The 21,172-nt window shown below is 72.6% G+C and carries 19 protein-coding genes; 3 read left to right on the forward strand and 16 right to left on the reverse strand.

All coding sequences use genetic code 11. From position 1 onward, the window contains the following. The 8 genes from J7I94_RS00830 to rimP form a co-directional block, all read right to left on the reverse strand. Window positions 1-1,124 (reverse strand): trypsin-like peptidase domain-containing protein (locus J7I94_RS00830; protein ID WP_215164470.1); only part of this gene is annotated, 1,124 nt, incomplete at its 3' end. Window positions 1,125-1,502: 378 nt separating this feature from the next. Next, window positions 1,503-2,408, reverse strand: a complete 906-nt coding sequence (truB, locus tag J7I94_RS00835; protein WP_215164471.1) for a tRNA pseudouridine(55) synthase TruB — start codon at window positions 2,406-2,408, stop codon at window positions 1,503-1,505. After that, complete coding sequence (gene rbfA / locus J7I94_RS00840) at window positions 2,405-2,878, reverse strand: 30S ribosome-binding factor RbfA (protein WP_215164472.1); 474 nt, start codon at window positions 2,876-2,878, stop codon at window positions 2,405-2,407. The genes truB and rbfA overlap by 4 nt, the downstream gene beginning before the upstream one ends. Before the next feature lie 43 nt (window positions 2,879-2,921). Continuing rightward, window positions 2,922-3,215 (reverse strand): DUF503 domain-containing protein, encoded by a 294-nt coding sequence (locus tag J7I94_RS00845; RefSeq protein ID WP_215164473.1) that lies wholly within the window; start codon window positions 3,213-3,215, stop codon window positions 2,922-2,924. A gap of 153 nt (window positions 3,216-3,368) precedes the next feature. Then, window positions 3,369-6,500: a translation initiation factor IF-2 gene (gene infB / locus J7I94_RS39170; protein ID WP_215164474.1), complete on the reverse strand. Its 3,132-nt coding sequence runs from the start codon at window positions 6,498-6,500 to the stop codon at window positions 3,369-3,371. A 179-nt stretch (window positions 6,501-6,679) separates the two neighbouring features. Further along, complete coding sequence (locus J7I94_RS00855) at window positions 6,680-6,961, reverse strand: YlxR family protein (protein WP_215164475.1); 282 nt, start codon at window positions 6,959-6,961, stop codon at window positions 6,680-6,682. A gap of 112 nt (window positions 6,962-7,073) precedes the next feature. Then, window positions 7,074-8,063 carry a transcription termination factor NusA gene (gene nusA / locus J7I94_RS00860; protein ID WP_215164476.1) on the reverse strand — a complete coding sequence of 330 codons (990 nt, stop codon included), beginning with the start codon at window positions 8,061-8,063 and terminating at the stop codon, window positions 7,074-7,076. A 2-nt stretch (window positions 8,064-8,065) separates the two neighbouring features. Beyond that, window positions 8,066-8,596, reverse strand: a complete 531-nt coding sequence (rimP, locus tag J7I94_RS00865; RefSeq protein WP_215164477.1) for a ribosome maturation factor RimP — start codon at window positions 8,594-8,596, stop codon at window positions 8,066-8,068. A gap of 248 nt (window positions 8,597-8,844) precedes the next feature. Between rimP and J7I94_RS00870 the strand changes: the two genes are divergently transcribed. From J7I94_RS00870 to J7I94_RS00880, 3 genes are read left to right on the forward strand one after another with little or no spacing between them, the layout of a single operon-like run. Beyond that, window positions 8,845-9,387 (forward strand): hypothetical protein, encoded by a 543-nt coding sequence (locus tag J7I94_RS00870; protein WP_308114470.1) that lies wholly within the window; start codon window positions 8,845-8,847, stop codon window positions 9,385-9,387. After that, window positions 9,384-9,872 carry a ferritin-like domain-containing protein gene (locus tag J7I94_RS00875; RefSeq protein ID WP_215164478.1) on the forward strand — a complete coding sequence of 163 codons (489 nt, stop codon included), beginning with the start codon at window positions 9,384-9,386 and terminating at the stop codon, window positions 9,870-9,872. The genes J7I94_RS00870 and J7I94_RS00875 overlap by 4 nt, the downstream gene beginning before the upstream one ends. 42 nt (window positions 9,873-9,914) lie before the next feature. Continuing rightward, on the forward strand, window positions 9,915-10,814 hold the full coding sequence (locus tag J7I94_RS00880) for an aminoglycoside phosphotransferase family protein (protein WP_215164479.1): 900 nt from the start codon (window positions 9,915-9,917) through the stop codon (window positions 10,812-10,814). Between the two features lie 481 nt (window positions 10,815-11,295). Here the strand turns inward: J7I94_RS00880 and J7I94_RS00885 are convergent, their stop codons facing one another. The 8 genes from J7I94_RS00885 to J7I94_RS00920 form a co-directional block, all read right to left on the reverse strand. Next, window positions 11,296-12,999 (reverse strand): proline--tRNA ligase, encoded by a 1,704-nt coding sequence (locus J7I94_RS00885; RefSeq protein ID WP_215164480.1) that lies wholly within the window; start codon window positions 12,997-12,999, stop codon window positions 11,296-11,298. A gap of 75 nt (window positions 13,000-13,074) precedes the next feature. Beyond that, complete coding sequence (locus J7I94_RS00890; protein ID WP_215164481.1) at window positions 13,075-13,608, reverse strand: GNAT family N-acetyltransferase; 534 nt, start codon at window positions 13,606-13,608, stop codon at window positions 13,075-13,077. Window positions 13,609-13,642: 34 nt separating this feature from the next. Continuing rightward, on the reverse strand, window positions 13,643-14,491 hold the full coding sequence (locus tag J7I94_RS00895; RefSeq protein ID WP_215164482.1) for a GNAT family N-acetyltransferase: 849 nt from the start codon (window positions 14,489-14,491) through the stop codon (window positions 13,643-13,645). A 211-nt stretch (window positions 14,492-14,702) separates the two neighbouring features. After that, window positions 14,703-15,860 carry a flavodoxin-dependent (E)-4-hydroxy-3-methylbut-2-enyl-diphosphate synthase gene (ispG, locus tag J7I94_RS00900; protein ID WP_215164483.1) on the reverse strand — a complete coding sequence of 386 codons (1,158 nt, stop codon included), beginning with the start codon at window positions 15,858-15,860 and terminating at the stop codon, window positions 14,703-14,705. 170 nt (window positions 15,861-16,030) lie between these two features. Continuing rightward, complete coding sequence (locus J7I94_RS00905) at window positions 16,031-17,323, reverse strand: RIP metalloprotease (RefSeq protein ID WP_215164565.1); 1,293 nt, start codon at window positions 17,321-17,323, stop codon at window positions 16,031-16,033. 8 nt (window positions 17,324-17,331) lie between these two features. Then, complete coding sequence (gene dxr / locus J7I94_RS00910) at window positions 17,332-18,588, reverse strand: 1-deoxy-D-xylulose-5-phosphate reductoisomerase (protein WP_215164484.1); 1,257 nt, start codon at window positions 18,586-18,588, stop codon at window positions 17,332-17,334. After that, window positions 18,585-18,911: a helix-turn-helix domain-containing protein gene (locus tag J7I94_RS00915; protein ID WP_215164485.1), complete on the reverse strand. Its 327-nt coding sequence runs from the start codon at window positions 18,909-18,911 to the stop codon at window positions 18,585-18,587. The genes dxr and J7I94_RS00915 overlap by 4 nt, the downstream gene beginning before the upstream one ends. 81 nt (window positions 18,912-18,992) lie before the next feature. Beyond that, the gene (locus J7I94_RS00920) at window positions 18,993-20,933 is read right to left on the reverse strand and encodes an acyl-CoA dehydrogenase family protein (protein ID WP_215164486.1); all 1,941 of its coding nucleotides are present in this window, start codon (window positions 20,931-20,933) and stop codon (window positions 18,993-18,995) included. Window positions 20,934-21,172 lie beyond the last annotated feature (239 nt).

Consider the following 21,172-nt stretch of genomic DNA (forward strand, 5'->3'; position numbering starts at 1 on the left):
CCCGCACCCGCACCCGCACCCACCCCTGGAGAACCGACCCGCACCCCACCGAACCCGTTCAACCCACCCGGTCCGCCGGAAGCGGCCACGACCCGCGCCGCCCGTCCCAGGGCCCGCCCCGCCGCGTCCGCCACGGAGGCGTCGTCGTCCCGGAGGTCCGCTCCCCGCAGCCACAGGGTCGGGGCGGGCCGCGGGCCCCGGCCGCGGCGGTCGGCGAGGGCCGCCAGCTCCGTCGTACGGCCGCTGCCGGGGGCGCCGACGAGGGCGAGGACGTACGCCGGGCTGTCGAGGAAGTCGGCGAACTCCCGTACAGCCACCGCCCGTTCGACCGGCGGCGGCGCGAGGACGGTGCCGGTCCGGCCCGCCGGGACACCGGCCGGGCGGTCCTGGCCGACCGAGGTCGCCGTCAGCTCCAGCACGCCGGCCAGATTGAGGTCGGTGCCGTACGCCGGGACCGTCGCCGCGTTCTCGGCGAGCAGTTCGGCGAGCGGGCCGGGGACGTGGCCGGGACGCAGCGGCACGGCGAAGCCGAGGTCGCTGTGGCCGGAGCGCAGCGCGGTGCCGAGGACACCGACCACGGCCCCGGTCGTGGCGTCGAGCACCGGCCCGCCGGCCGCCCCGCCGCCCAGCCGCAGCGCGTCCCTGCCCAGGGTGCCGACGGCCAGTTCCAGCGCGTCGCCGATGAAGTGGAAGCCTTCGGTGGACGTGTACGTCACGTCGGCGGTGCCGAGCACGCGTGCCTCGCGCCAGCCGTCGGCGGCGATCCGCACATAGCTCCCGGCGGTGGGGCCGTCCCCCGCGGTGAGGGGCAGCGGGGCGAGACCGAGGCCCTCGGTGCGGACGAGGGCGAGGTCCAGGCCGGGGAGCGGGATGACCGCGTCGGCGGTCACGGTGCAGCGCCGGTCGCGGGCGCCGTGGAGGACCAGCCGGGGCAGGCCGTCGACGGCCTCGTGGCTGGTGACGACCGTGCCGTGGTGGTCGGCGACGAAACCCGTGCCGCGGGGGCGGCCGGCCAGGTCGTGGATCCGGACCAGGGCGGGCCCGGCCGGGGCCGGGGGCGGGCCGCCGGCACCCGGCGGTGTCTGCCGCACCGCGACCTCGCCGGGCGACGCCGCGCCACCCACGTACCGGTCCCTGTCCGGGTCCGGGTCCCCGTTCCGGTCCGAATCCCCGTTCCGGTCCCGGTCCCGCGACGTCACCGTCGTCAGGTCCCGCGCCGACCTCGTCTTCCGGTGCCGCGACGTCATCGTCGAACCTCCCCCGCCGTACGCCGTGCTCTGCGTCCGACGGTAGGCGGGTGATGATCAGCGGGACAGATCGTGCGGGGAACGCGCCCCCTTGTGCTCCCCCGGTTCACTCCGAGCGCCTGCCCGGACGGGTGAACAGAGGGGCCCTCTTGGATACACCCTAGGGGGTGGGGGAACCGAGGGGGGACCGTGGAGCGGCGGCAAGGACGACCCCGTGTCCGCCGCTCCACGGGCAGCCGCCCTCAGCCCCCCTCCTCAGCCGAAGACGGCCAGGCTCTTCGCCTTGCCCCGCTGCTCCTCGACCAGCGCGAGCAGCCCGCCTCCGGGGCCGAAGACGGCCACCGCGCCGGCGCCGGCGTAGACCTCGGGCATCTCCAGCCGCACCCCGTTGGCGAGCAGGCGGGCGCGCCGCTCGTCGACGTCCCAGCGCGGGAACGCGGCCCCGGCCGCCTCGGCGACCGGCATGACCTCCAGCTCCTGCTGGAGCTGGTCCAGCGTCCGTGCGGCGTCCAGCTTGTACGGCCCGACCCGGGTGCGGCGCAGCGCGGTCAGGTGGCCGCCGACGCCGAGACCGGCGCCCAGGTCGCGGGCGAGCGCGCGGATGTACGTACCGGAGGAGCAGACCACCGACACCACCAGGTCAAGGACCGGGGTGCCGTCCTCGGCGACCGCGTCCCGGACGTCGTACACCTGGAAGGAGGAGACGGTGACCGGACGGGCCGGGATGTCGAACTCCTCGCCCTCGCGCGCCCGCTTGTAGGAGCGCACGCCGTTGATCTTGATGGCGCTGACCTTCGACGGCACCTGCATGATGGCGCCGGTCAGCTCGGCGATCCCCGCGTCGATGGCGTCGCGGGTGACCTTCGAGGCGTCGGCGCACCCCGTGATCTCGCCCTCGGCGTCGTCGGTCAGGGTGGTCTGGCCGAGCCGGACGGTCCCCACGTACTCCTTCTCGGTGAGGGCGAGGTGCCCCAGGAGCTTGGTGGCCCGCTCCACGCCGAGGACCAGGACGCCCGTCGCCATCGGGTCGAGCGTGCCGGCGTGCCCGACGCGCCGCGTGCGGGCGATGCCGCGCATCTTGGCGACGACGTCGTGCGAAGTGAAGCCCGACGGCTTGTCGACGATGACAAGGCCGTCGGGCGTGGTGTGCTTCTCGGTCATTTAGCGGTGTCGTCCGTCCCGTCGGCCTCGTCGGCCGCGTCGTCGTCCTCGCCCGGCTTGCGGTACGGGTCCGCCTCACCGGCGTAGCGGGCGCCCGCGGACGCCTCGCGCACCTTGGCGTCGGACTGCCGCGCCTTGTCGAGGAGGTCCTCGATGTTCTTGGCGGTGTCCGGGAGGGCGTCCATGACGAAGGCGAGGGTCGGGGTGAACTTCACCCCGGCCGCCTTGCCGACCTCGGAGCGCAGGATGCCCTTGGCGCTCTCCAGGCCCGCCGCGGCGGCCTGCCGCTCCTCGTCGTCGCCGTAGACCGTGTAGAAGACGGTCGCCTCCCGGAGGTCACCCGTGACCCGGGTGTCCGTGATGGTGACGTGGGTGCCGAGCCGCGGGTCCTTGATCCCGCGCTGCAGCTTCTGGGCCACCACTTCCCGGATGAGGTCCGCCAGCCTCTTGGCCCGCGCGTTGTCGGCCACTGGTCCGTCTCCCGTTCTTTCCTGGTCGATCTCGTTCTTGGGGTCAGTCGTCGTCGCCGTGGAAGCGCCGTCGGACGGACAGCAGCTCCACCTCGGGGCGGCCGGCGACCAGCCGTTCGCACCGGTCGAGCACGTCACTGAGGTGCCCGGCGTCGCCGGACACCATGGCCAGGCCGACGACCGCCCGCCGGTGCAGGTCCATGTGGTCCACCTCGGCCGCGCTCACCGCGTACTTCCGCTGGAGTTCGGCGACGATCGGGCGGACGACGGACCGCTTCTCCTTCAGCGAATGTACGTCGCCGAGGAGGAGGTCGAAGGACAGCGTCCCCACATACATGTGCAACCGGTTCACCCGCCGGTCCGGGATCGATGGCCCCGCCATCCGTGTGGCGGGGACATCAGAACCGTACAACGAACGGCCGGGGCCGATCGACGGATATTGCTTCCGCCGACCGGCCCCGGACCGCGCCGTCTGGAGAAGACGGGGCTGTTACACCCGCGGCTTCTCGCGCATCTCGTACGTCGCGATGACGTCGTCGACCTTGATGTCGTTGAAGTTTCCGAGGTTGATACCGCCCTCGAAGCCTTCGCGGATCTCGGTGACGTCGTCCTTGAAGCGACGCAGACCCTCGATGTTGAGGTTCTCCGCGATGACCTTGCCGTCGCGGATGAGGCGCGCCTTGGTGTTGCGCTTGACCTCGCCGGAGCGGATGAGGACACCCGCGATGTTGCCCAGCTTGGACGAGCGGAAGACCTCGCGGATCTCCGCCGTGCCCAGCTCGACCTCTTCGTACTCCGGCTTGAGCATGCCCTTGAGGGCCGCCTCGATCTCCTCGATCGCCTGGTAGATGACCGAGTAGTACCGGACGTCCACGCCCTCGCGCTCGGCCATCTGCGCGGCACGCCCGGCGGCGCGCACGTTGAAGCCGATCACGATGGCGTCGGAGCCCATCGCCAGGTCGATGTCGGACTCCGTGACCGCACCGACGCCGCGGTGCAGGACGCGGATGTCGACCTCTTCGCCGACGTCCAGCTGGAGCAGGGAGGACTCCAGGGCCTCGACGGAGCCAGAAGCGTCACCCTTGATGATCAGGTTGAGCTGCTGGACCTCGCCGGCCTTGAGCACCTTGTCCAGGTCCTCCAGGGAGACGCGGCGCGTGCGCTTGGCGAACGCGGCGTTGCGCTCACGTGCGGCGCGCTTCTCCGCGATCTGGCGGGCCGTACGGTCCTCCTCGACCACGATGAAGTTGTCGCCGGCGCCCGGGACGTTGGTCAGGCCGAGGACCTGGACCGGCGTCGACGGGCCCGCCTCGGGCACGTTGTTGCCGTTGTCGTCGAGCATGGCGCGGACGCGGCCGTAGGCGTCGCCCACCACCATCGTGTCGCCGACCCGCAGCGTGCCTCGCTGCACGAGGACCGTCGCCACGGCACCGCGGCCGCGGTCGAGCCGGGACTCGATCGAGATGCCCTGCGCGTCCTGGTTCGGGTTGGCCCGCAGGTCGAGCGAGGCGTCGGCCGTGAGGATCACGGCCTCGAGCAGCGAGTCGATGTGCAGACCCTGCTTGGCGGAGATGTCGACGAACATGGTGTCGCCGCCGTACTCCTCGGCCACCAGGCCGTACTCGGTCAGCTGACCGCGCACCTTGGTCGGGTCGGCACCCTCGACGTCGATCTTGTTGACCGCGACGACGATCGGGACGTCGGCCGCCTTGGCGTGGTTGAGCGCCTCGACCGTCTGCGGCATGACGCCGTCGTTGGCCGCGACGACCAGGATCGCGATGTCCGTCGACCGGGCACCACGGGCACGCATGGCGGTGAACGCCTCGTGACCCGGGGTGTCGATGAAGGTGATCTTGCGCTCTTCGTCGTTGACCTCGGTCGCGACCTGGTAGGCACCGATGTGCTGGGTGATGCCGCCGGCCTCGCCCGCGATGACGTTCGTCTTGCGGATGGCGTCGAGCAGTCGGGTCTTTCCGTGGTCGACGTGACCCATGACGGTCACGACCGGCGGACGGACGACCAGGTCCTCCTCGGAGCCCTCGTCCTCGCCGAACTCCAGGTCGAAGGACTCGAGAAGCTCGCGGTCCTCCTCCTCCGGGCTGACGATCTGAACCGTGTAGTTCATCTCGTCGGCGAGGAGCTGGAGCGTCTCGTCGGAGACGGACTGCGTGGCCGTGACCATCTCGCCGAGGTTCATCATGACCGCGACGAGCGACGCCGGGTTGGCGTTGATCTTCTCCGCGAAGTCGGTGAGCGAGGCACCGCGCGACAGGCGAATGGTCTCGCCGTTGCCGCGAGGCAGCATCACGCCGCCGACCGACGGGGCCTGCATGGCCTCGTACTCCTGGCGCCTCTGCCGCTTCGACTTACGACCGCGACGCGCGGGACCGCCGGGACGGCCGAAGGCGCCCTGCGTGCCACCACGGCCACCGGGACCGCCGGGACGGCCGCCGAAGCCGGGACGGCCACCGCCGCCGCCGAAGCCGCCGCCACCACCGGGACGACCGGCGAAACCGCCGCCGCCACCACCGGGACGACCGGCACCGCCGCCGCCACCGGGACGGCCGGCGAAACCGCCGCCGCCCGGACGACCGCCGCCGCCGGGACGACCGGCACCGCCGGGACCGCCGGGACCGCGACCGCCGCCGCCGGGGCCCGGACGCGGGCCGGCAGCGGGACGCTGCGGCATCATGCCGGGGTTCGGACGCGGGCCGCCGCCGGGACGCGGACCCGCGGCGCCGCCCTGCGGACGGGGCATCGAGCCCGGGGTCGGACGGTTGCCGCCCGGAGCCTGGGGACGCGGACCGCCGCCCTGGCCGCCGGGGGCCTGCGGACGCGGACCGCCGCCGGCGGGACCGCCGGGGCCGGGACGCGGGCCGCCGCCCTGCGGGCGCGGGGACTGCGGACGGGCCATACCGGCGTTGCCGCCGGAGGTGAAGGGGTTGTTGCCCGGACGCGGACCGGACGGACGGGCGCCGGGACGCGCCGCCGGGGCACCGGGACGCGGACCGCCGGAACGGCCCTGACCGCCACCCTGCTGGCCCTGGCCCTGGCCCTGACCGGGACCGGAGGGCCGGCCGCCGGGACGGGGAGCGCCGGGACGCGCGCCGCCGGGCTTGGGCCCGGACGGGGCGGGTGCGGAGGGAGCCGCCGCCGCGGGCGGCGCGGTGAACTCGGGCGCGGCCGGAGCCGGACGCGGCGCGGGCTTGGGACCCGGCGTCGGACGCGGGCCCGGGGCCGACGGCGCGGGGGCCGAGGGCGCCGAGGAGGCCGCGGGGGCCGACGGCTGCTGGGCGGCCGCGGGCTTGGGTGCGGCCGGCCGCGGGGCGGCCGGACGGTCTCCGGCCGGCTTGGCGGCGCGGGGGGTGCCACCAGGGGCAGCCTGCGCCGGCGAGGGCGCGGCGGGCCTGGGGGCGGCCTTGCGGGGCGCGCCGGGCTTGCCGGCGGACCGGCCGTTCCCGCTGCCCTGCTGGAAGGCGTCTGTCAGTTTGCGTACGACGGGCGCTTCGATCGTCGAAGACGCCGAACGGACGAATTCACCGAGTTCCTGGAGCTTGGCCATGACGACCTTGCTCTCGACACCGAACTCCTTGGCGAGTTCGTAGACCCGGACCTTAGCCACTTCGCTCCTTTGAGGTCCGGGTTGCGTCCGGACCGTCGCTAGTTCATGGGCGTACTCATCGCGTACTCATCGAGTGCTCATCGCAATCTCGACCTGCTTTCGACTCGCGAGGTACCAAGCCGTACGGGGTTCCGTACGGCACGTCTTACTTGCCGTGGTTGCCCGACCAGCAATCCTGGTCAGCAACCCTCTGTCTGCTCGACGTACTGGCGCAACGCCTTTACGTCGAGCGGTCCCGGGACGCGCAGTGCCCTCGGGAACGCCCGGCGGCGTACCGCCTGGTCGAGACAGACCTGGGTGGGGTGAACGTACGCACCCCGGCCGGGCAGCGTACCGCGAGGATCGGGGGCGCATTCGCCCTCGACCGCCACGATGCGCAGCAGTCCGGTCTTGGCCGCTCGCTCCCGGCACCCCACACAGGTGCGTTCAGGGCATGCACGAGCACGCGTCCGGCCAGACACTCCTAAGTCTACCTCCCCGCGGCGACCTCACCCCTTCGGGGCAAGAATCGAACACATACCGCCTCGGAAGCTGTCGATGATCTCAGCGTTCCGGCGGCTTAGATCTATTCCCTCACTCGGACGGCTGCTGCTCGGTGTCCGGGCGGATGTCGATGCGCCAGCCGGTGAGCCGGGCCGCGAGGCGGGCGTTCTGCCCCTCCTTGCCGATGGCCAGCGACAGCTGGTAGTCGGGCACGGTCACCCGGGCGGAGCGGGCCGCCAGGTCGACGACCTCCACCTTGGTGACACGGGCCGGCGAGAGCGCGTTGGCCACCATGTCGGCCGGGTCGTCCGACCAGTCGACGATGTCGATCTTCTCGCCGTTCAGCTCGCCCATCACATTGCGGACCCGGCCGCCCATGGGGCCGATGCAGGCGCCCTTGGCGTTGAGCCCGGAGCGGGTGGAGCGGACGGCGATCTTGCTGCGGTGGCCGGCCTCGCGGGCGATCGCGGCGATCTCGACGCTGCCGTCGGCGATCTCCGGGACCTCCAGGGCGAACAGCTTCTTCACCAGGTTCGGGTGGGTACGGGAGAGGGTCACGGACGGGCCGCGGACGCCCTTGGCGACCCGGACGACGTACGACCGCAGGCGGGTGCCGTGCGGGTAGGTCTCGCCGGGCACCTGCTCCTGCACCGGCAGGATGGCCTCCAGCTTGCCGATGTCGACCAGCACGTTCTTCGGGTCGCGGCCCTGCTGGACCACGCCGGTGACGATGTCGCCCTCGCGGCCGGCGTACTCGCCGAGCGTGGCGTCGTCCTCGGCGTCCCGCAGCCGCTGCAGGATGACCTGCTTGGCGGTGGTGGCGGCGATCCGGCCGAAGTCCGACGGAGTGTCGTCGAACTCGCGCGCCTCCTGCCCCTCCTCCAGGTCGTCCGGGTCCTCCTTCGCCCACACGGTCACATGGCCGGTCTCCCGGTCGAGCTTGACGCGCGCGTGGCGGCGGCTTCCCTCGGTGCGGTGGTAGGCGATGAGGAGGGCCGACTCGATCGCCTCGACCAGCAGGTCGAAGGAGATCTCCTTCTCCCGCACCAAGCCCCGCAGGGCACTCATGTCGATGTCCACGGCTACGCCTCCTCCTCTTCTTCCTTCATGTCGTTCTCGTCATGCTGGTGTTGCTTGTCCTTGCGGTTGAACTCGACCTGGACCCTCGCCTTGGCGATCTCGTCGAAAGCGAGGCTGCGGGCGGTGGCCTTGCGACCCTTCACGCCGGGTACTTCGAGGTCGAGTCCGTCGTCGTCCACGCCGAGGATCCGGGCGACCAGCTCGCCGCCCTCGGTGAGCTGGAACCTCACCAGGCGGTCGACGGCCCGTACGTAGTGCCGGTGTTCCGTCAGTTCGCGCTCCGCGCCCGGGGTGCCGACCTCCAGGGTGTACTCCCCCGCGCCCATCGCGTCCGTCTCGTCGAGCTTCGCCGAGAGCGCGCGGCTCACATCGGCGATCGCGTCCAGGTCCGCACCGGTGTCGGAGTCGACGACGACGCGCAGCACCCGCTTGCGTCCGACCGAGTCCACCGCGATCTCTTCCAGATCCAGACCCTGGGAGGCGACCAGCGGTTCCAGCAGTTCTCGCAGCCTCTCGCTCTGGGTGGTGCTCATCCGGGTGACTCCTCGGCCGCGTGTGCTGTTGTGGGACGGTGCGCGTGTCAGGTCAAAGGGTATCCGGTCGCGGGGGGTGTTGCCGTCCACCCGGGCTCGACGGTGCCGCTGAGTGGCGCCGGGCGGCCTCCCGGGTACGGTGATCAAGGCGCGCGCCGCCTCCGGCGCCCGCCTCCCCGTTCCCTCCCGTCTCCCTCCCGCTTCCCCCTTCCCGCCCCTTCCGTACGAGCCTGCCGAGGACGTCTGCCGTGTCGTCGTTGCCCTCATCGCCGCGCCCGCCCTCACGACCGCGCAGAAGGAGTCTGTTCGCCGCGGCCGCCGGGGCCGTGCTGCTGGCCGGCTGTACCGGTTCCTCCGGTTCCGGCGAGCCGGACGCCGCCTCCCGGGCCGCCGACCGGGCACGCGCGCGTGCCGCGCGGGACAGCGCGGAACTGGCCGGGCGGTACGCCGCGGTGATCGCCGCGCACCCCGCGCTGGCGGAGCGGCTGGATCCGCTGCGCGCGGAAGTACTCCGGCACGCGGCGGCGTTCGGCGGGGCGCGCGCCGTCTCCCCGTCGGTCTCCCCCTCCGGTTCGGCACGGGCCGCGGGGCCGGACGACGGTTCCACCGCCGACGCCGTACCGGCCGCCGAGAAGGACGCGCTCGCCCTGCTGGCCGCCGCCGAGCGGAAGCTGGCCGACCGGCGGACGGCGGCACTGGCGGACGTGCCGGGCGAGCTGGCCCGGCTGCTGGCCTCGGTGGCGGCGGCCGGGGCGGGACACGTGTATCTGCTGACGGAGGGCGACCGGTGAGCGACGAGTCCGGGAAGAGCGAGAAGGACGAGAAGAAGCGGGAGCTGAAGGCGCTGCAGGCGGTCCTGGCGGCCGAGCACGCGGCGGTCTACGGCTACGGGGTCGTCGGCGCCCGGGTGGGTGAGGACCGGCGCACGGAAGCGCGGATGGCGTACGACGCGCACCGGGCCCGGAGGGACGCGCTGGGGCGCGAGGTGCGCGACCTCGGGGCGACGCCGGTCGCCGCCCGGGCCGGGTACGCGCTGCCCTTCCCGGTGCCCGACGCGGCCTCGGCGGCGCGGCTGGCGGCGGAGCTGGAGGAACGGGTGGCCGGGGTCTACTCGGACCTGGTGCGGGCGGCCGGCGGCGAGCGCCGGAAGGCGGCGGCCGAGGCGCTGCGGGAGGCGGCGGTCCGCGCGGTGCGCTGGCGCGGCGGGAGCGTAGCCTTCCCAGGGCTCGCCGAGCGGGCCGGTACGGCGCCGGCCTCGGCGGCACCGACCGCGTGACACGTACGGGGAGCGCCCCTACGGGAAGGGAACGGCTCGCGCATGGCTTTCGAACCGCCGCGGCGTCTGGTCAGGGCGCTCGGTGAGACGGCACCGGACGGTGACGACTGGTTGGCGAGTCTGCCCGAGGCGGCTCGCCAAGCCGTCGGTCTACGCGGGTTGACCGTCGAGCGGACGGTGGTGCCCGGCGGGCGCGGCAGCCTGGTGGTGCTGGTGCACACCGCCGACGGGACGCCCGCGGTGCTGAAGCTGGCCCCGCCCCGGGCGCGGCCGGAGAGCGAGCGGGCGGCGCTGGCGCACTGGGACGGCCGGGGTGCCGTGCGGTTGCTGGAGCCTTTCGTGACCGAGGGCGTCCTGCTGCTGGAGCGGCTGCATCCGGAGGTGTCGGTGCGGTCGCTGCCGGAGGCGCGGGCGCTGCTGGAGGCGGCGGGGTCGCTGCGGCGGCTGTGGGTGGCGCCGCCCGCGGAGCATCCCTTCGAGACGGTGGCCGAGCGGACCGGGCGGCAGGCGGCGGCGATGCGCGCGGGGGCCGAGGCCGACCCGGCGGTGGCGCCGCTGGTGGACGCGGCCCTGGCGGTGCGCGCGGAGCTGCTGGCCGGGCCTGCTCAGGAGCGGTTGCTGCACGGTACGTTCCGGCAGAGCAAGGTGCTCGCCGGGGACCGGATGCCGTGGCTGGCCGTGGGGCCCGACCCGGTGGTGGGCGAGCCGGCCTTCGACCTGGCCCGGCTGGTGCGGGACCGGGTGGAGGACCTGATCGCCCAGCCGTCCGGCGCCTCCACGGTCCGGCGCCGGATCAAGCGGCTCGCGGAGTCCCTGGAGGTCGACCGGGAGCGGCTGCGCGGCTGGACCCTGTTCCGGGCCGTGGAGTCGGGCGTACGGGCGTCGCGGGTCGGCCGCCCCCAGGACGCGGAACTGCTGCTGGAGTTCGCGGGCTGGCTGTGAGGGTCGCCTCCGGCGGTGCCGAGGGTGGCCGCCTGCGGGGGCCCGTGGCCGGGGGATGAGGGTGCGCGGAGGGCGTCCCGTCGCGGGGCGGCTCTGGCGGGTGCCTGCGGCGGCCCGTGGCCGGCCGGTGGGGGTGCGCGGAGCGCGTCCGGTGGTCTTGTGGGGCGGGGCCGGGCCGGGGGGTGTCCGTCCTCGGAACGGCGCGGAATCGGTCGGCCACGGGGGTGGACGGCGCGGACGCGCCGACCGCTGCGGGCGGACACCCCCCGGCCCGGCCCCTTCTCGCCGTTCGCGGCTGTCCGAGTCCCGCGGGGCAGCCGCCATCCAGCCGTGGCTACGGGCATTCGTGCCCCTGGGGCGGCGCGGGTGGGCGATGGGGGTCCCCGTTCGCGAAGCCGGGAGTGGCGGAGGCACCCCGTCGCGCTGGGCCGCGCACCCACCCCCGCGCCGGGGGCTGTGGAGCCCCCGGCGGCCGTGGCGGTCAGGCCGTGATGCGGGTGATGGCCTCGTCCACCGTCACTTCCTCGCGCTCGCCGGTGCGGCGGTCCTTGAGTTCGACGACGCCCTCGGCGGAGCGACGGCCGGCGACCAGGATCTGCGGTACGCCGATCAGCTCCGCGTCGGTGAACTTCACGCCCGGGGAGACCCCGGCCCGGTCGTCGACCAGGACGCGGACGCCGGCGGCGGCGAGCTTCTCCGAGATGTCCAGGGCCAGCTCGGTCTGGAGGGCCTTGCCGGCGGCGACCACGTGCACGTCGGCCGGTGCGACCTCCTTGGACCAGATCAGGCCCTTGTCGTCGGCGTGCTGCTCGGCGAGGGCGGCCACCGCGCGGGAGACGCCGATGCCGTAGGAGCCCATGGTGACGCGGACCGGCTTGCCGTTCTGGCCGAGGACGTCGAGCTTGAGGGCGTCGGCGTACTTGCGGCCCAGCTGGAAGATGTGGCCGATCTCGATGGCGCGGTCCAGCTTGAGGCCGGTGCCGCACTTCGGGCAGGGGTCACCATCCTGCACGACGACGACGTCGACGTACGCGTCGACCTCGAAGTCGCGGCCGGCGACGACGTTCTTGGCGTGGGTGTGCTCCTTGTTGGCGCCCGTGATCCACGCGGTGCCCGGCGCCACGCGGGGGTCGGCGATGTACGTCACCTTCTCGCCCAGGCCCTGCGGACCGACGTAGCCGCGGACCAGGTCGGGGCGGCCCACGAAGTCCTCGGCGGTGACCAGCTCGACGGCGGCGGGCGCGAAGTGCGCCTCGACCTTGTCCAGGTCGACCTCGCGGTCACCGGGCACGCCCACGGCGACGATCTCGCCGTCCACCTTGACCAGCAGGTTCTTCAGGGTGGCGGAGGCGGGGACGCCGAGGGAGGCGGCGAGGGTCTCGATGGTGGGGGTGTCGGGGGTGGGGATCTCCTCCAGAGCGGGCACGTCCGCGGCGTCGACCGGCTTCAGCTCGAAGGTGATCGCCTCGGTGTTGGCGGCGTAGTCGCAGTTCGGGCAGTCGGCGAAGGTGTCCTCGCCGGCCTCGGCGGGGGCGAGGAACTCCTCCGACTTGGAGCCGCCCATCGCGCCGGCGGTCGCGGCGCAGATGCGGTAGTCCAGGCCGAGGCGCTCGAAGATGCGCTGGTAGGCGGCGCGGTGCAGGGCGTAGGACTCGGCGAGGCCCTCGTCGGCGGTGTCGAAGGAGTAGGAGTCCTTCATCAGGAATTCGCGGCCCCGCAGGATGCCGGCCCGGGGCCGGGCCTCGTCGCGGTACTTGTTGGCGATCTGGTAGAGGATGACGGGGAGGTCCTTGTAGGAGGACGCCTGGTCCTTCACCAGCAGGGTGAAGATCTCCTCGTGGGTGGGGCCGAGCAGGTAGTCGCCGCCCTTGCGGTCCTGGAGGCGGAAGAGTTCGGGGCCGTACTCCTCCCAGCGGCCGGTGGCCTCGTAGGGCTCGCGGGGCAGCAGGGAGGGGAGGGTCACCTCCTGGGCGCCGATGGCGTCCATCTCCTCGCGGACGATGCGCTCCACGTTGGCCAGGACCTTCTTGCCGAGCGGCAGCCAGCTCCACAGGCCGGCGGCGGTGCGGCGGACGTAGCCGGCGCGGACCAGCAGCTTGTGGCTGAGGACCTCGGCGTCCGCCGGGTCGTCGCGCAGCGTCTTCGCCAATACCTTCGACATGCGCTGGACCGGTGCGTTCGCCATGGTTCTCGTGTCTCCTGCGAAGTAAGGGTGATGACGAACGAGGTTAGCCGGGCGGTCCGGGGTGGTGGAAATCGGTTATCGACGCAGCAGCGGGAGGGGAGCGCCCATCACGGCGTACGGCTTGGGGGCGCTGGGGAAGAGGACCTGGCGGGCGAGGTCCCGGTAGCCGAGGGAGCGGTACAGACCGCGGGCGGGGCTGTCGGTGTCGATCGCGGAGAGGATCGAGCGGGGTTCGGCGGCGCCGTCGGTGATGGTGGTGATCAGGGCGCGGCCCACGCCGAGGTTCTGGTGGGCGGGGTGGACGTGCAGCTCGGTGATGACGAAGGAGTCGTCGAGCCAGGCGTCGTTGCCCTGGGCGCGCAGGTAGGGCTCGACGATCGTGGACCACCAGTGGGCGCGGTCGTTGGGCATGCCGTAGACGAAGCCCGCGAGGTGCCCCCCGGGAGTGGTCGCGCCGAAGGCGCGCGCGCCGGGGTGGGTCATGTGGCGCAGGACGATCTGGCGGCGGACGGCCACCTCGTCGGGGCCCAGGCCGAAGGCGGCGGCTTGGACCGCGAGGGCTTCGTCGACGTGGGCGGCGAGGTCCAGGGGGCCGATCACTGCGTCCATGGGCCGGAGCCTACAGGGGGCCGCGGGACGCGTTTCAGAACAGGACGCTCATGAAGGCGCCGACCTCTTCGAAGCCGACGCGGCGGTACGTCCTCCTGGCCGCCGTGTTGAAGTCGTTGACGTAGAGGCTGGCGACCGGGGCGATGTCCGCCAGGGCGTAGCGCAGGACCGCCGCCATGCCGGGGGCGGCGAGGCCCCGGCCGCGGTGTTCGGGGGCCACCCAGACGCCCTGGATCTGGCAGGCGCGGTCGGTGGCGGCGCCGATCTCGGCCTTGAAGACGACCTTGCCGTCGGTGTCGAAGCGGGCGAAGGAGCGGCCGGCGCCGACGAGTTCGGCGACTCTGGCCTGGTAGAGCAGGCCGCCGTCGCCGGCCAGCGGGGAGATGCCGACCTCCTCGGTGAACATCGCCACGCAGGCCGGCATGAGGGCGTCCATCTCGTCCTTGCGGACGCGGCGGACGTGCGGGTCGGGGGTGATGCGGGCGGGCATCCGGTCGGTGACCATGAGGGGCTGGCGGCGCCGGACCTCGCGGGCCGGACCCCAGGTGGGTTCGAGCAGCCGCCACAGCTGGGTGGTGGGGTCGGCGGGGCCGACGATGGAGGAGCAGCGGCGGCCGGCCCGGCGGGCGCGGTCGGCGAAGGCGCGGACGGCGCGCGGGGTGGCGCAGATGGGGACGAGGTTGGCGCCCGCGTAGCACAGGGACGTCAGCATGCCGTCCTCGTACCAGCCCCACATCTCACCGCCGAGCCGCCACGGGTCGAGGCCGGCGACCCGTACCCGGGACGTCACGAAGGCGTTCGCGACCGGCTCGCGGTCGAGGACGGCGAGCGCGGCGTTCAGGTCGCTCGGTTCGAGGACCCGGGAGGTGGTCTGCGTCAACACGTGCGGGGCCCTCACCCTGGGGTCTGCTGATCTCCGCACTGTACCCGCGGAAGCTTTGCGGCGTCGCCCCGTGTTCTCGTCGCCGTTGCCCTGCCGGTGGCTGTCGGCTGCCGTGCCGTCCGGGGGCTGCCGCCCCGGTCCCCCGCTGCGGCCCCGGCCTCAGGCGCCGGACGGGCGGGGAGCCCGGCCGGCGCCGACGGACACCGCCGGCTCAGCCGGCCACCGCCACCGAGGGCTCGCCCGAGGCGACACCGTCCGCCTCCATCTGTTCGGCGATCTTCATGGCCTCTTCGATGAGGGTCTCGACGATCTTCGACTCGGGGACGGTCTTGATGACCTCGCCCTTGACGAAGATCTGCCCCTTGCCGTTGCCGGAGGCGACGCCGAGGTCGGCCTCGCGGGCCTCGCCGGGGCCGTTGACGACACAGCCCATGACGGCGACACGCAGCGGGACCTCCATGCCCTCCAGGCCGGCGGTGACCTCTTCGGCCAGCTTGTAGACGTCGACCTGGGCGCGTCCGCAGGACGGGCAGGAGACGATCTCCAGGCCGCGCTGGCGGAGGTTGAGCGACTCCAGGATCTGGATGCCGACCTTGATCTCCTCGACCGGCGGGGCGGACAGGGAGACCCGGATGGTGTCGCCGATGCCCTGGGAGAGCAGGGCGCCGAAGGCGACGGCCGACTTGATGGTGCCCTGGAAGGCGGGGCCGGCCTCGGTGACGCCGAGGTGCAGGGGGTAGTCGCACTGGGCGGCGAGCTGGCGGTAGGCCTCGACCATGATGACCGGGTCGTTGTGCTTGACGGAGATCTTGATGTCCCGGAAGCCGTGCTCCTCGAAGAGGGACGCCTCCCACAGGGCGGACTCGGCGAGCGCCTCGGGGGTCGCCTTGCCGTACTTCTGGAGCAGGCGGCGGTCGAGGGAACCCGCGTTCACGCCGATGCGGATCGGGGTGCCGTGGTCCTTGGCGGCCTGGGCGATCTCCTTGACCTTGTCGTCGAACTGCTTGATGTTGCCGGGGTTGACGCGGACCGCGGCGCAGCCGGCCTCGATGGCGGCGAAGACGTACTTGGGCTGGAAGTGGATGTCGGCGATGACCGGGATCTGCGACTTGCGCGCGATGACGGGCAGCGCGTCGGCGTCGTCCTGGGTGGGGCAGGCCACGCGGACGATCTGGCAGCCGGAGGCGGTCAGCTCGGCGATCTGCTGGAGGGTGGCGCCGATGTCCGAGGTGCGCGTCGTGGTCATCGACTGCACCGACACGGGAGCGTCGCCGCCCACGGCCACCGAGCCGACCTGGATCTGCCGGCTCTTCCGGCGCTCGGCGAGCCTGGTCGGAACGGACGGCATGCCGAGAGAAATCGCAGTCATCTGCTGTGCAACCCCAAGTCGTGGATCAAGGTCCGGTCCCGTCAGCGGCGGGCTCCGATCCCCGAGATTACGGCACCGGACTGGGGCCGGGCACATCCTGCCGTCGTAAACGCACTCGAAGGAAGGCGGCCCGGCACACGCGTGCCGGGCCGCCTCCGAAGCGGGAGTGCCTAGGAGATTCTCACGGGGTTGACGACGTCCGCGATGAGTACGAGGAGCGTGAAGCAGACGAAGACACCTGCCACCACATAGGCGACCGGCATGAGCTTCGCCACGTCGAACGGGCCGGGGTCGGGGCGGCGCAGCACCTTGGCGAGGTTGCGGCGCAGGGACTCCCACAGGGCGCCCGCGATGTGGCCGCCGTCCAGCGGCAGCAGCGGGAGCATGTTGAACAGGAAGAGGGAGAGGTTGAAGCCGGCCACCAGCATCACGGCCATCGCCAGTTGCTGGGTGGGCGGGATGTCCAGGGTGAAGATCTCGCCGCCGACCCGGGCGGCGCCGACGACGCCCATCGGGGAGTCGGGCTCGCGCGGGCCGTCGCCGAACGCGGCGTCCCACAGCGCCGGGATCTTGCTGGGCAGGGCGGCGAGGGAGTCGACGGCGTCGCCGATCCGGTCGCCCATCCAGACCACGGAGTCGCCGAAGTCCTGCTTGACGATGCCGGTGGCGGCGCTGAAGCCGAGGAAGCCGGCGGTGACGTACTCGCCCTGGACGTAGCCGCCGCTGCCGTCCTTCTTGGCGACCTTGTTGGTGGCGATCTCGGCGCGCAGGGTGACGTCCTTGCCGTCGCGCTCGACGACGATCGGGACGCTCTCGCCGGGGTGGGCGCGGATCAGGTCGGACAGCTCGTCCCACTTGTCGGTGCGTACGCCGTCGAAGGAGAGGATCTTGTCGCCGGCCTTGAGCCCGGCCGCGGCGGCCGGGGAGGGCGCGTCGGCGTCGGTGCACTTGTCCCGGTTCTCGGACTGGGAGATCACGCACTGGGAGACCGAGCTGACCGTGGTGGTCTGCTGGGAGATGCCGAAGCCCATCAGGACGATGAGGAACAGCGCCACCGCGAGGATCAGGTTCATGAACGGGCCGCCGAACATGACGATGACCCGCTTCCACGGCTTGCGCGTGTAGAAGAGGCGGTTCTCGTCGCCGGGCTGGAGTTCCTCGAAGGCGGCCGAGCGGGCGTCCTCGATCATGCCGCGCCACGGTGAGGTGGAGCGGGCCTCCAGCTTGCCGTCGGGGCCCGGCGGGAACATGCCGATCATGCGGATGTAGCCGCCGAACGGGATGGCCTTGATGCCGTACTCGGTCTCGCCCTTCTTGCGGGAGAAGAGCGTGGGGCCGAAGCCGACCATGTACTGGGGCACGCGGATGCCGAAGAGCTTCGCCCAGGACAGGTGGCCCAGCTCGTGCCAGGCGATGGAGAACAGCAGGCCGACCGCGAAGACGACTATGCCGAGGATGAACATCAGGGTCGTCATGCACGGGCCTCCGCCGCTTGTGCCGCCAGTTCCCGGGCCCGGGTGCGCGCCCAGGTCTCCGCTTCGAGGACGTCCGCGACGGTCAGCGAAGTTCCCGTGGACGGTGTGCCGTGTTCGTCGACCACCCGTGTGACGGTCTCGATGATGCCGAGGTACGACAGCGCCCCGGAGCGGAACGCCTCGACGCACTCCTCGTTGGCCGCATTGAACACCGCCGGGGCGGTTCCCGCGAGCTCTCCGACGCGGCGGGCCAGGTTCACCGAGGGGAAGGCCTCGTTGTCGAGGGGGAAGAACTCCCAGGTGGACGCCTTGCTCCAGTCGAACGCGGGGGCGGCGTCGGGCACGCGCTCGGGCCAGCCGAGGCCGATGGCGATGGGGCCGCGCATGTCGGGGGGCGTGGCCTGGGCGAGCGTGGAGCCGTCGGTGAACTCGACCATCGAGTGCACGTAGGACTGGGGGTGGACGACGACCTCGATGCGGTCGAAGGGGATGTCGTAGAGGAGGTGGGCCTCGATGACCTCCAGGCCCTTGTTGACGAGGGTCGCGGAGTTGATGGTGATGACCGGGCCCATGGCCCAGGTGGGGTGGGCGAGGGCGTCCTCGACGGTGACGGCGGCGAGTTGCTCCCTGGTACGTCCCCGGAAGGGGCCGCCGGAGGCGGTGACGACGAGCTTGCGGACGTCGGCGCGGGTGCCGGCGGCGACGGCCTGGAAGAGGGCGGCGTGCTCGGAGTCGACGGGGATGATCTGTCCGGGCTTGGCGAGGGCCTTGACCAGCGGGCCGCCCACGATGAGCGACTCCTTGTTGGCGAGCGCGAGGGTGCGGCCCGCCTCCAGGGCGGCGAGGGTGGGGGCGAGGCCGATGGAACCGGTGATGCCGTTGAGGACGGTGTGGCAGGCGGAGGCGGCGAGCTGGGTGGCGGCGTCCGGGCCGGCGAGGATCTCGGGGAGCGGCTCCCCCGTGCCGTACCGCGCCCGCAGGGCCTCGCGCAGCTCCGGTACGACGTCCTCGCGGGCGACGGCGACGGTGCCAACCCGCAGCCGGTGGGCCTGCTCGGCGAGGAGGGCGACCCGGCCGCCGTTGGCGGACAGGCCGGTGACCCGGAAGCGGTCCGGGTTGCGCAGGACGAGATCGATGGCCTGGGTCCCGATCGACCCGGTGGAGCCGAGGATCACCACGTCCTTCGCGCCGTCTCCCGCCACGGGGTCGTAGACGAGGTGCGGGTCGGCGAGGGGGGCAGGGCTGTCGGTCATTCCCCCATTGTTGCCTCAACCGCCCTCCGGCAGGACAGCGCGTCCCTCGGGCGGGTGGCGGGGGCGGCCCGCCGCCGCGCTCGACCGTCCGCGACCAGTTCTTCCACCGGGACATCGAGGGCGTTCGCGATCAGGAGCAGGTCGTCGACGTCCGTGTCGGACGCGCCGTTCTCGGCCCGCTCGACCCTCGTGCGGCCGATCCCGGACATCTCGCCGAGTTCGGCCTGCCCGAGGTCGCGGGCCTCTCGGTGGGCCCGGATCCGTTCCCCGATCGCGCGCAGGCGGATGATCACCCAGTCAGGGGGAGGCGGGTCTGATCGCATGGCGCGATCATGCCTGGTGGCCGCGGATTCCGCGGTCCCCCGGCCGGGCCGGGCCGCCCGAGGGACACGCTGAGGCGCATCTCACCTGATGGGACGGTGGACGTTCGGTTTCGTACTGGCCCCGGGTGTCGCGTCGGCGATCCACGGGCCGTCGCCCGAGGGGTCGACGACGCCGTGTTCCAGCCATTCATAGGTGCCGGACAGGACACCCTTGACGACCTTGCGGTCGAGGTCGTCGGTGTTGGTCCACAGCCGGCCGAAGAGTTCCTCGACACGGATGCGGGCCTGGCGGCAGAAGACGTCGGCGAGCTGGTACGCCTCGCGGCCGTGGTCGTCACGGGAACGGAGCAGTTCGGCGCGGACGCACGCGGCGGACATGGCGAAGAGTTCGGCGCCGATGTCCACGATCCGGCCGAGGAAGCCCTGCTTGGTCTCCATCCGGCCCTGCCAGCGGGACATCGCGTAGAAGGTGGAGCGGGCGAGTTTGCGGGCGGTGCGCTCGACGTAGCGCAGGTGTCCCGAGAGGTCGACCTCGTGCTTGAAGTCGCTGTACGAGGTGGGGAGTTGGCCCGGCCCGGTCATCAGTTTCGGGAGCCACCCGGCGTAGAAGGCGCCCGCCCGCGCGCCCGCCCGCGCCTTGTCGGACAGCGACTTGTCCGGGTCGATCAGGTCGCCCGCGACGGAGAGGTGGGCGTCGACCGCCTCGCGCGCGATCAGCAGGTGCATGATCTCGGTGGAGCCCTCGAAGATGCGGTTGATGCGCAGGTCGCGCAGCATCTGTTCGGCGGGGACCGCGCGTTCGCCGCGGGCGGCGAGGGAGGCGGCGGTCTCGAAGCCGCGTCCGCCGCGGATCTGGACCAGTTCGTCGGCCATCAGGCAGGCCATCTCGGAGCCGTAGAGCTTGGCGAGGGCGGCTTCGATACGGATGTCGTTGCGGTTCTCGTCGGCCATCTGGGAGGAGAGGTCGACGACGGCCTCCAGGGCGAAGGTGGTGGCCGCGATGAAGGAGATCTTCGCGCCGACCGCCTCGTGCAGCGCCACCGGCTTGCCCCACTGCTCGCGGACCCCGGACCACTCGCGGGCGATCTTCAGGCACCACTTGCCGGCGCCGACGCACATCGCGGGCAGGGAGAGGCGGCCGGTGTTGAGGGTGGTCAGGGCGATCTTGAGGCCGGCGCCCTCGGGGCCGATGCGGTGGGCGGCGGGGACGCGGACCCGGTGGAAGCGGGTGACGCCGTTCTCCAGGCCGCGCAGGCCCATGAAGGCGTTGCGGTGCTCGACTGTGACGCCCTCGGAGGCGGTCTCCACGACGAAGGCGGTGATGCCGCCCCGGTGGCCCTCGGACTTCGGGACGCGGGCCATGACGACGAGGAGATCGGCGATGACCCCGTTGGTGGTCCACAGCTTCACGCCGTCGAGGACGTAGTCGTCACCCTCCGGTACGGCCGTGGTGGCGAGGCGGGCCGGGTCGGAGCCGACGTCCGGCTCGGTCAGCAGGAAGGCGGAGATGTCGGTGCGGGCGCAGCGCGGCAGGAACTTCGCCTGCTGCTCCTCGGTGCCGAACTGCTTCAGCGGCTGCGGTACGCCGATCGACTGGTGGGCGGAGAGCAGGGCGCCGACCGCGGCGTTGGCGGTACCCACCAGGGCGAGGGCCTTGTTGTAGTACACCTGGGTCAGGCCCAGGCCGCCGTACTTGGTGTCGATCTTCATGCCGAAGGCGCCCAGTTCCTTCAGCCCGGCGATGACCTCGTCGGGGATGCGGGCGTCCCGCTCGATGACGGCGCCGTCGATCCGCGTCTCGCAGAAGTCGCGCAGCTCGGCGAGGAACTTCTCGCCGCGGCGGACGGCCTCCCCGTCCGGGAGCGGGTGGGGGTGGACGAGGTCGAGGCGGAGGCGGCCGAGGAAGAGTTCCTTGGCGAAGCTGGGCTTGCGCCAGTCCTGGTCGCGGGCCGCCTCCGCGACCTGGCGGGCCTCGCGTTCGGTGACGGTGGGTCGGGAGGAAGGGGTGGTCGGTGCGGACATGAGGCACCTCGCCGCGTCTCGGCACGTAGGGGGGGATGTACGTTACTGATCGGTGCTACCCGTTCGTATGTACCCGATTACGGACGTCCCGGCCACCCGCGTGCGGCCGTTCGGCCGATCAACGGACGGGAGCGCGCCCCGCGACGCGCCTGAGCCGACCCGCCACCGACGAGGGCTTGTCGAAGCGCTTCGACGCGTGCGACGACGTGTGGACACCCCACCGTTACTGGGACTAATGT

This window comes from Streptomyces sp. ISL-12, from assembly GCF_018614415.1.
Taxonomy (GTDB): Bacteria; Actinomycetota; Actinomycetes; order Streptomycetales; family Streptomycetaceae; genus Streptomyces.

What these genes read in the sequence shown, in the direction of transcription:
- J7I94_RS00885 (WP_215164480.1), bottom strand. Translation starts at nt 12,999, where the DNA reads ATGGCGAACGCACCGGTCCAGCGCATGTCGAAGGTATTGGCGAAGACG.
- truB (WP_215164471.1), bottom strand. Translation starts at nt 2,408, where the DNA reads ATGACCGAGAAGCACACCACGCCCGACGGCCTTGTCATCGTCGACAAG.
- rimP (WP_215164477.1), bottom strand. Translation starts at nt 8,596, where the DNA reads ATGAGCACCACCCAGAGCGAGAGGCTGCGAGAACTGCTGGAACCGCTG.
- J7I94_RS00845 (WP_215164473.1), bottom strand. Translation starts at nt 3,215, where the DNA reads ATGTATGTGGGGACGCTGTCCTTCGACCTCCTCCTCGGCGACGTACAT.
- dxr (WP_215164484.1), bottom strand. Translation starts at nt 18,588, where the DNA reads ATGACCGACAGCCCTGCCCCCCTCGCCGACCCGCACCTCGTCTACGAC.
- J7I94_RS00920 (WP_215164486.1), bottom strand. Translation starts at nt 20,933, where the DNA reads ATGTCCGCACCGACCACCCCTTCCTCCCGACCCACCGTCACCGAACGC.
- J7I94_RS00890 (WP_215164481.1), bottom strand. Translation starts at nt 13,608, where the DNA reads ATGGACGCAGTGATCGGCCCCCTGGACCTCGCCGCCCACGTCGACGAA.
- ispG (WP_215164483.1), bottom strand. Translation starts at nt 15,860, where the DNA reads ATGACTGCGATTTCTCTCGGCATGCCGTCCGTTCCGACCAGGCTCGCC.
- J7I94_RS00880 (WP_215164479.1), top strand. Translation starts at nt 9,915, where the DNA reads ATGGCTTTCGAACCGCCGCGGCGTCTGGTCAGGGCGCTCGGTGAGACG.
- J7I94_RS00905 (WP_215164565.1), bottom strand. Translation starts at nt 17,323, where the DNA reads ATGTTCATCCTCGGCATAGTCGTCTTCGCGGTCGGCCTGCTGTTCTCC.
- J7I94_RS00915 (WP_215164485.1), bottom strand. Translation starts at nt 18,911, where the DNA reads ATGCGATCAGACCCGCCTCCCCCTGACTGGGTGATCATCCGCCTGCGC.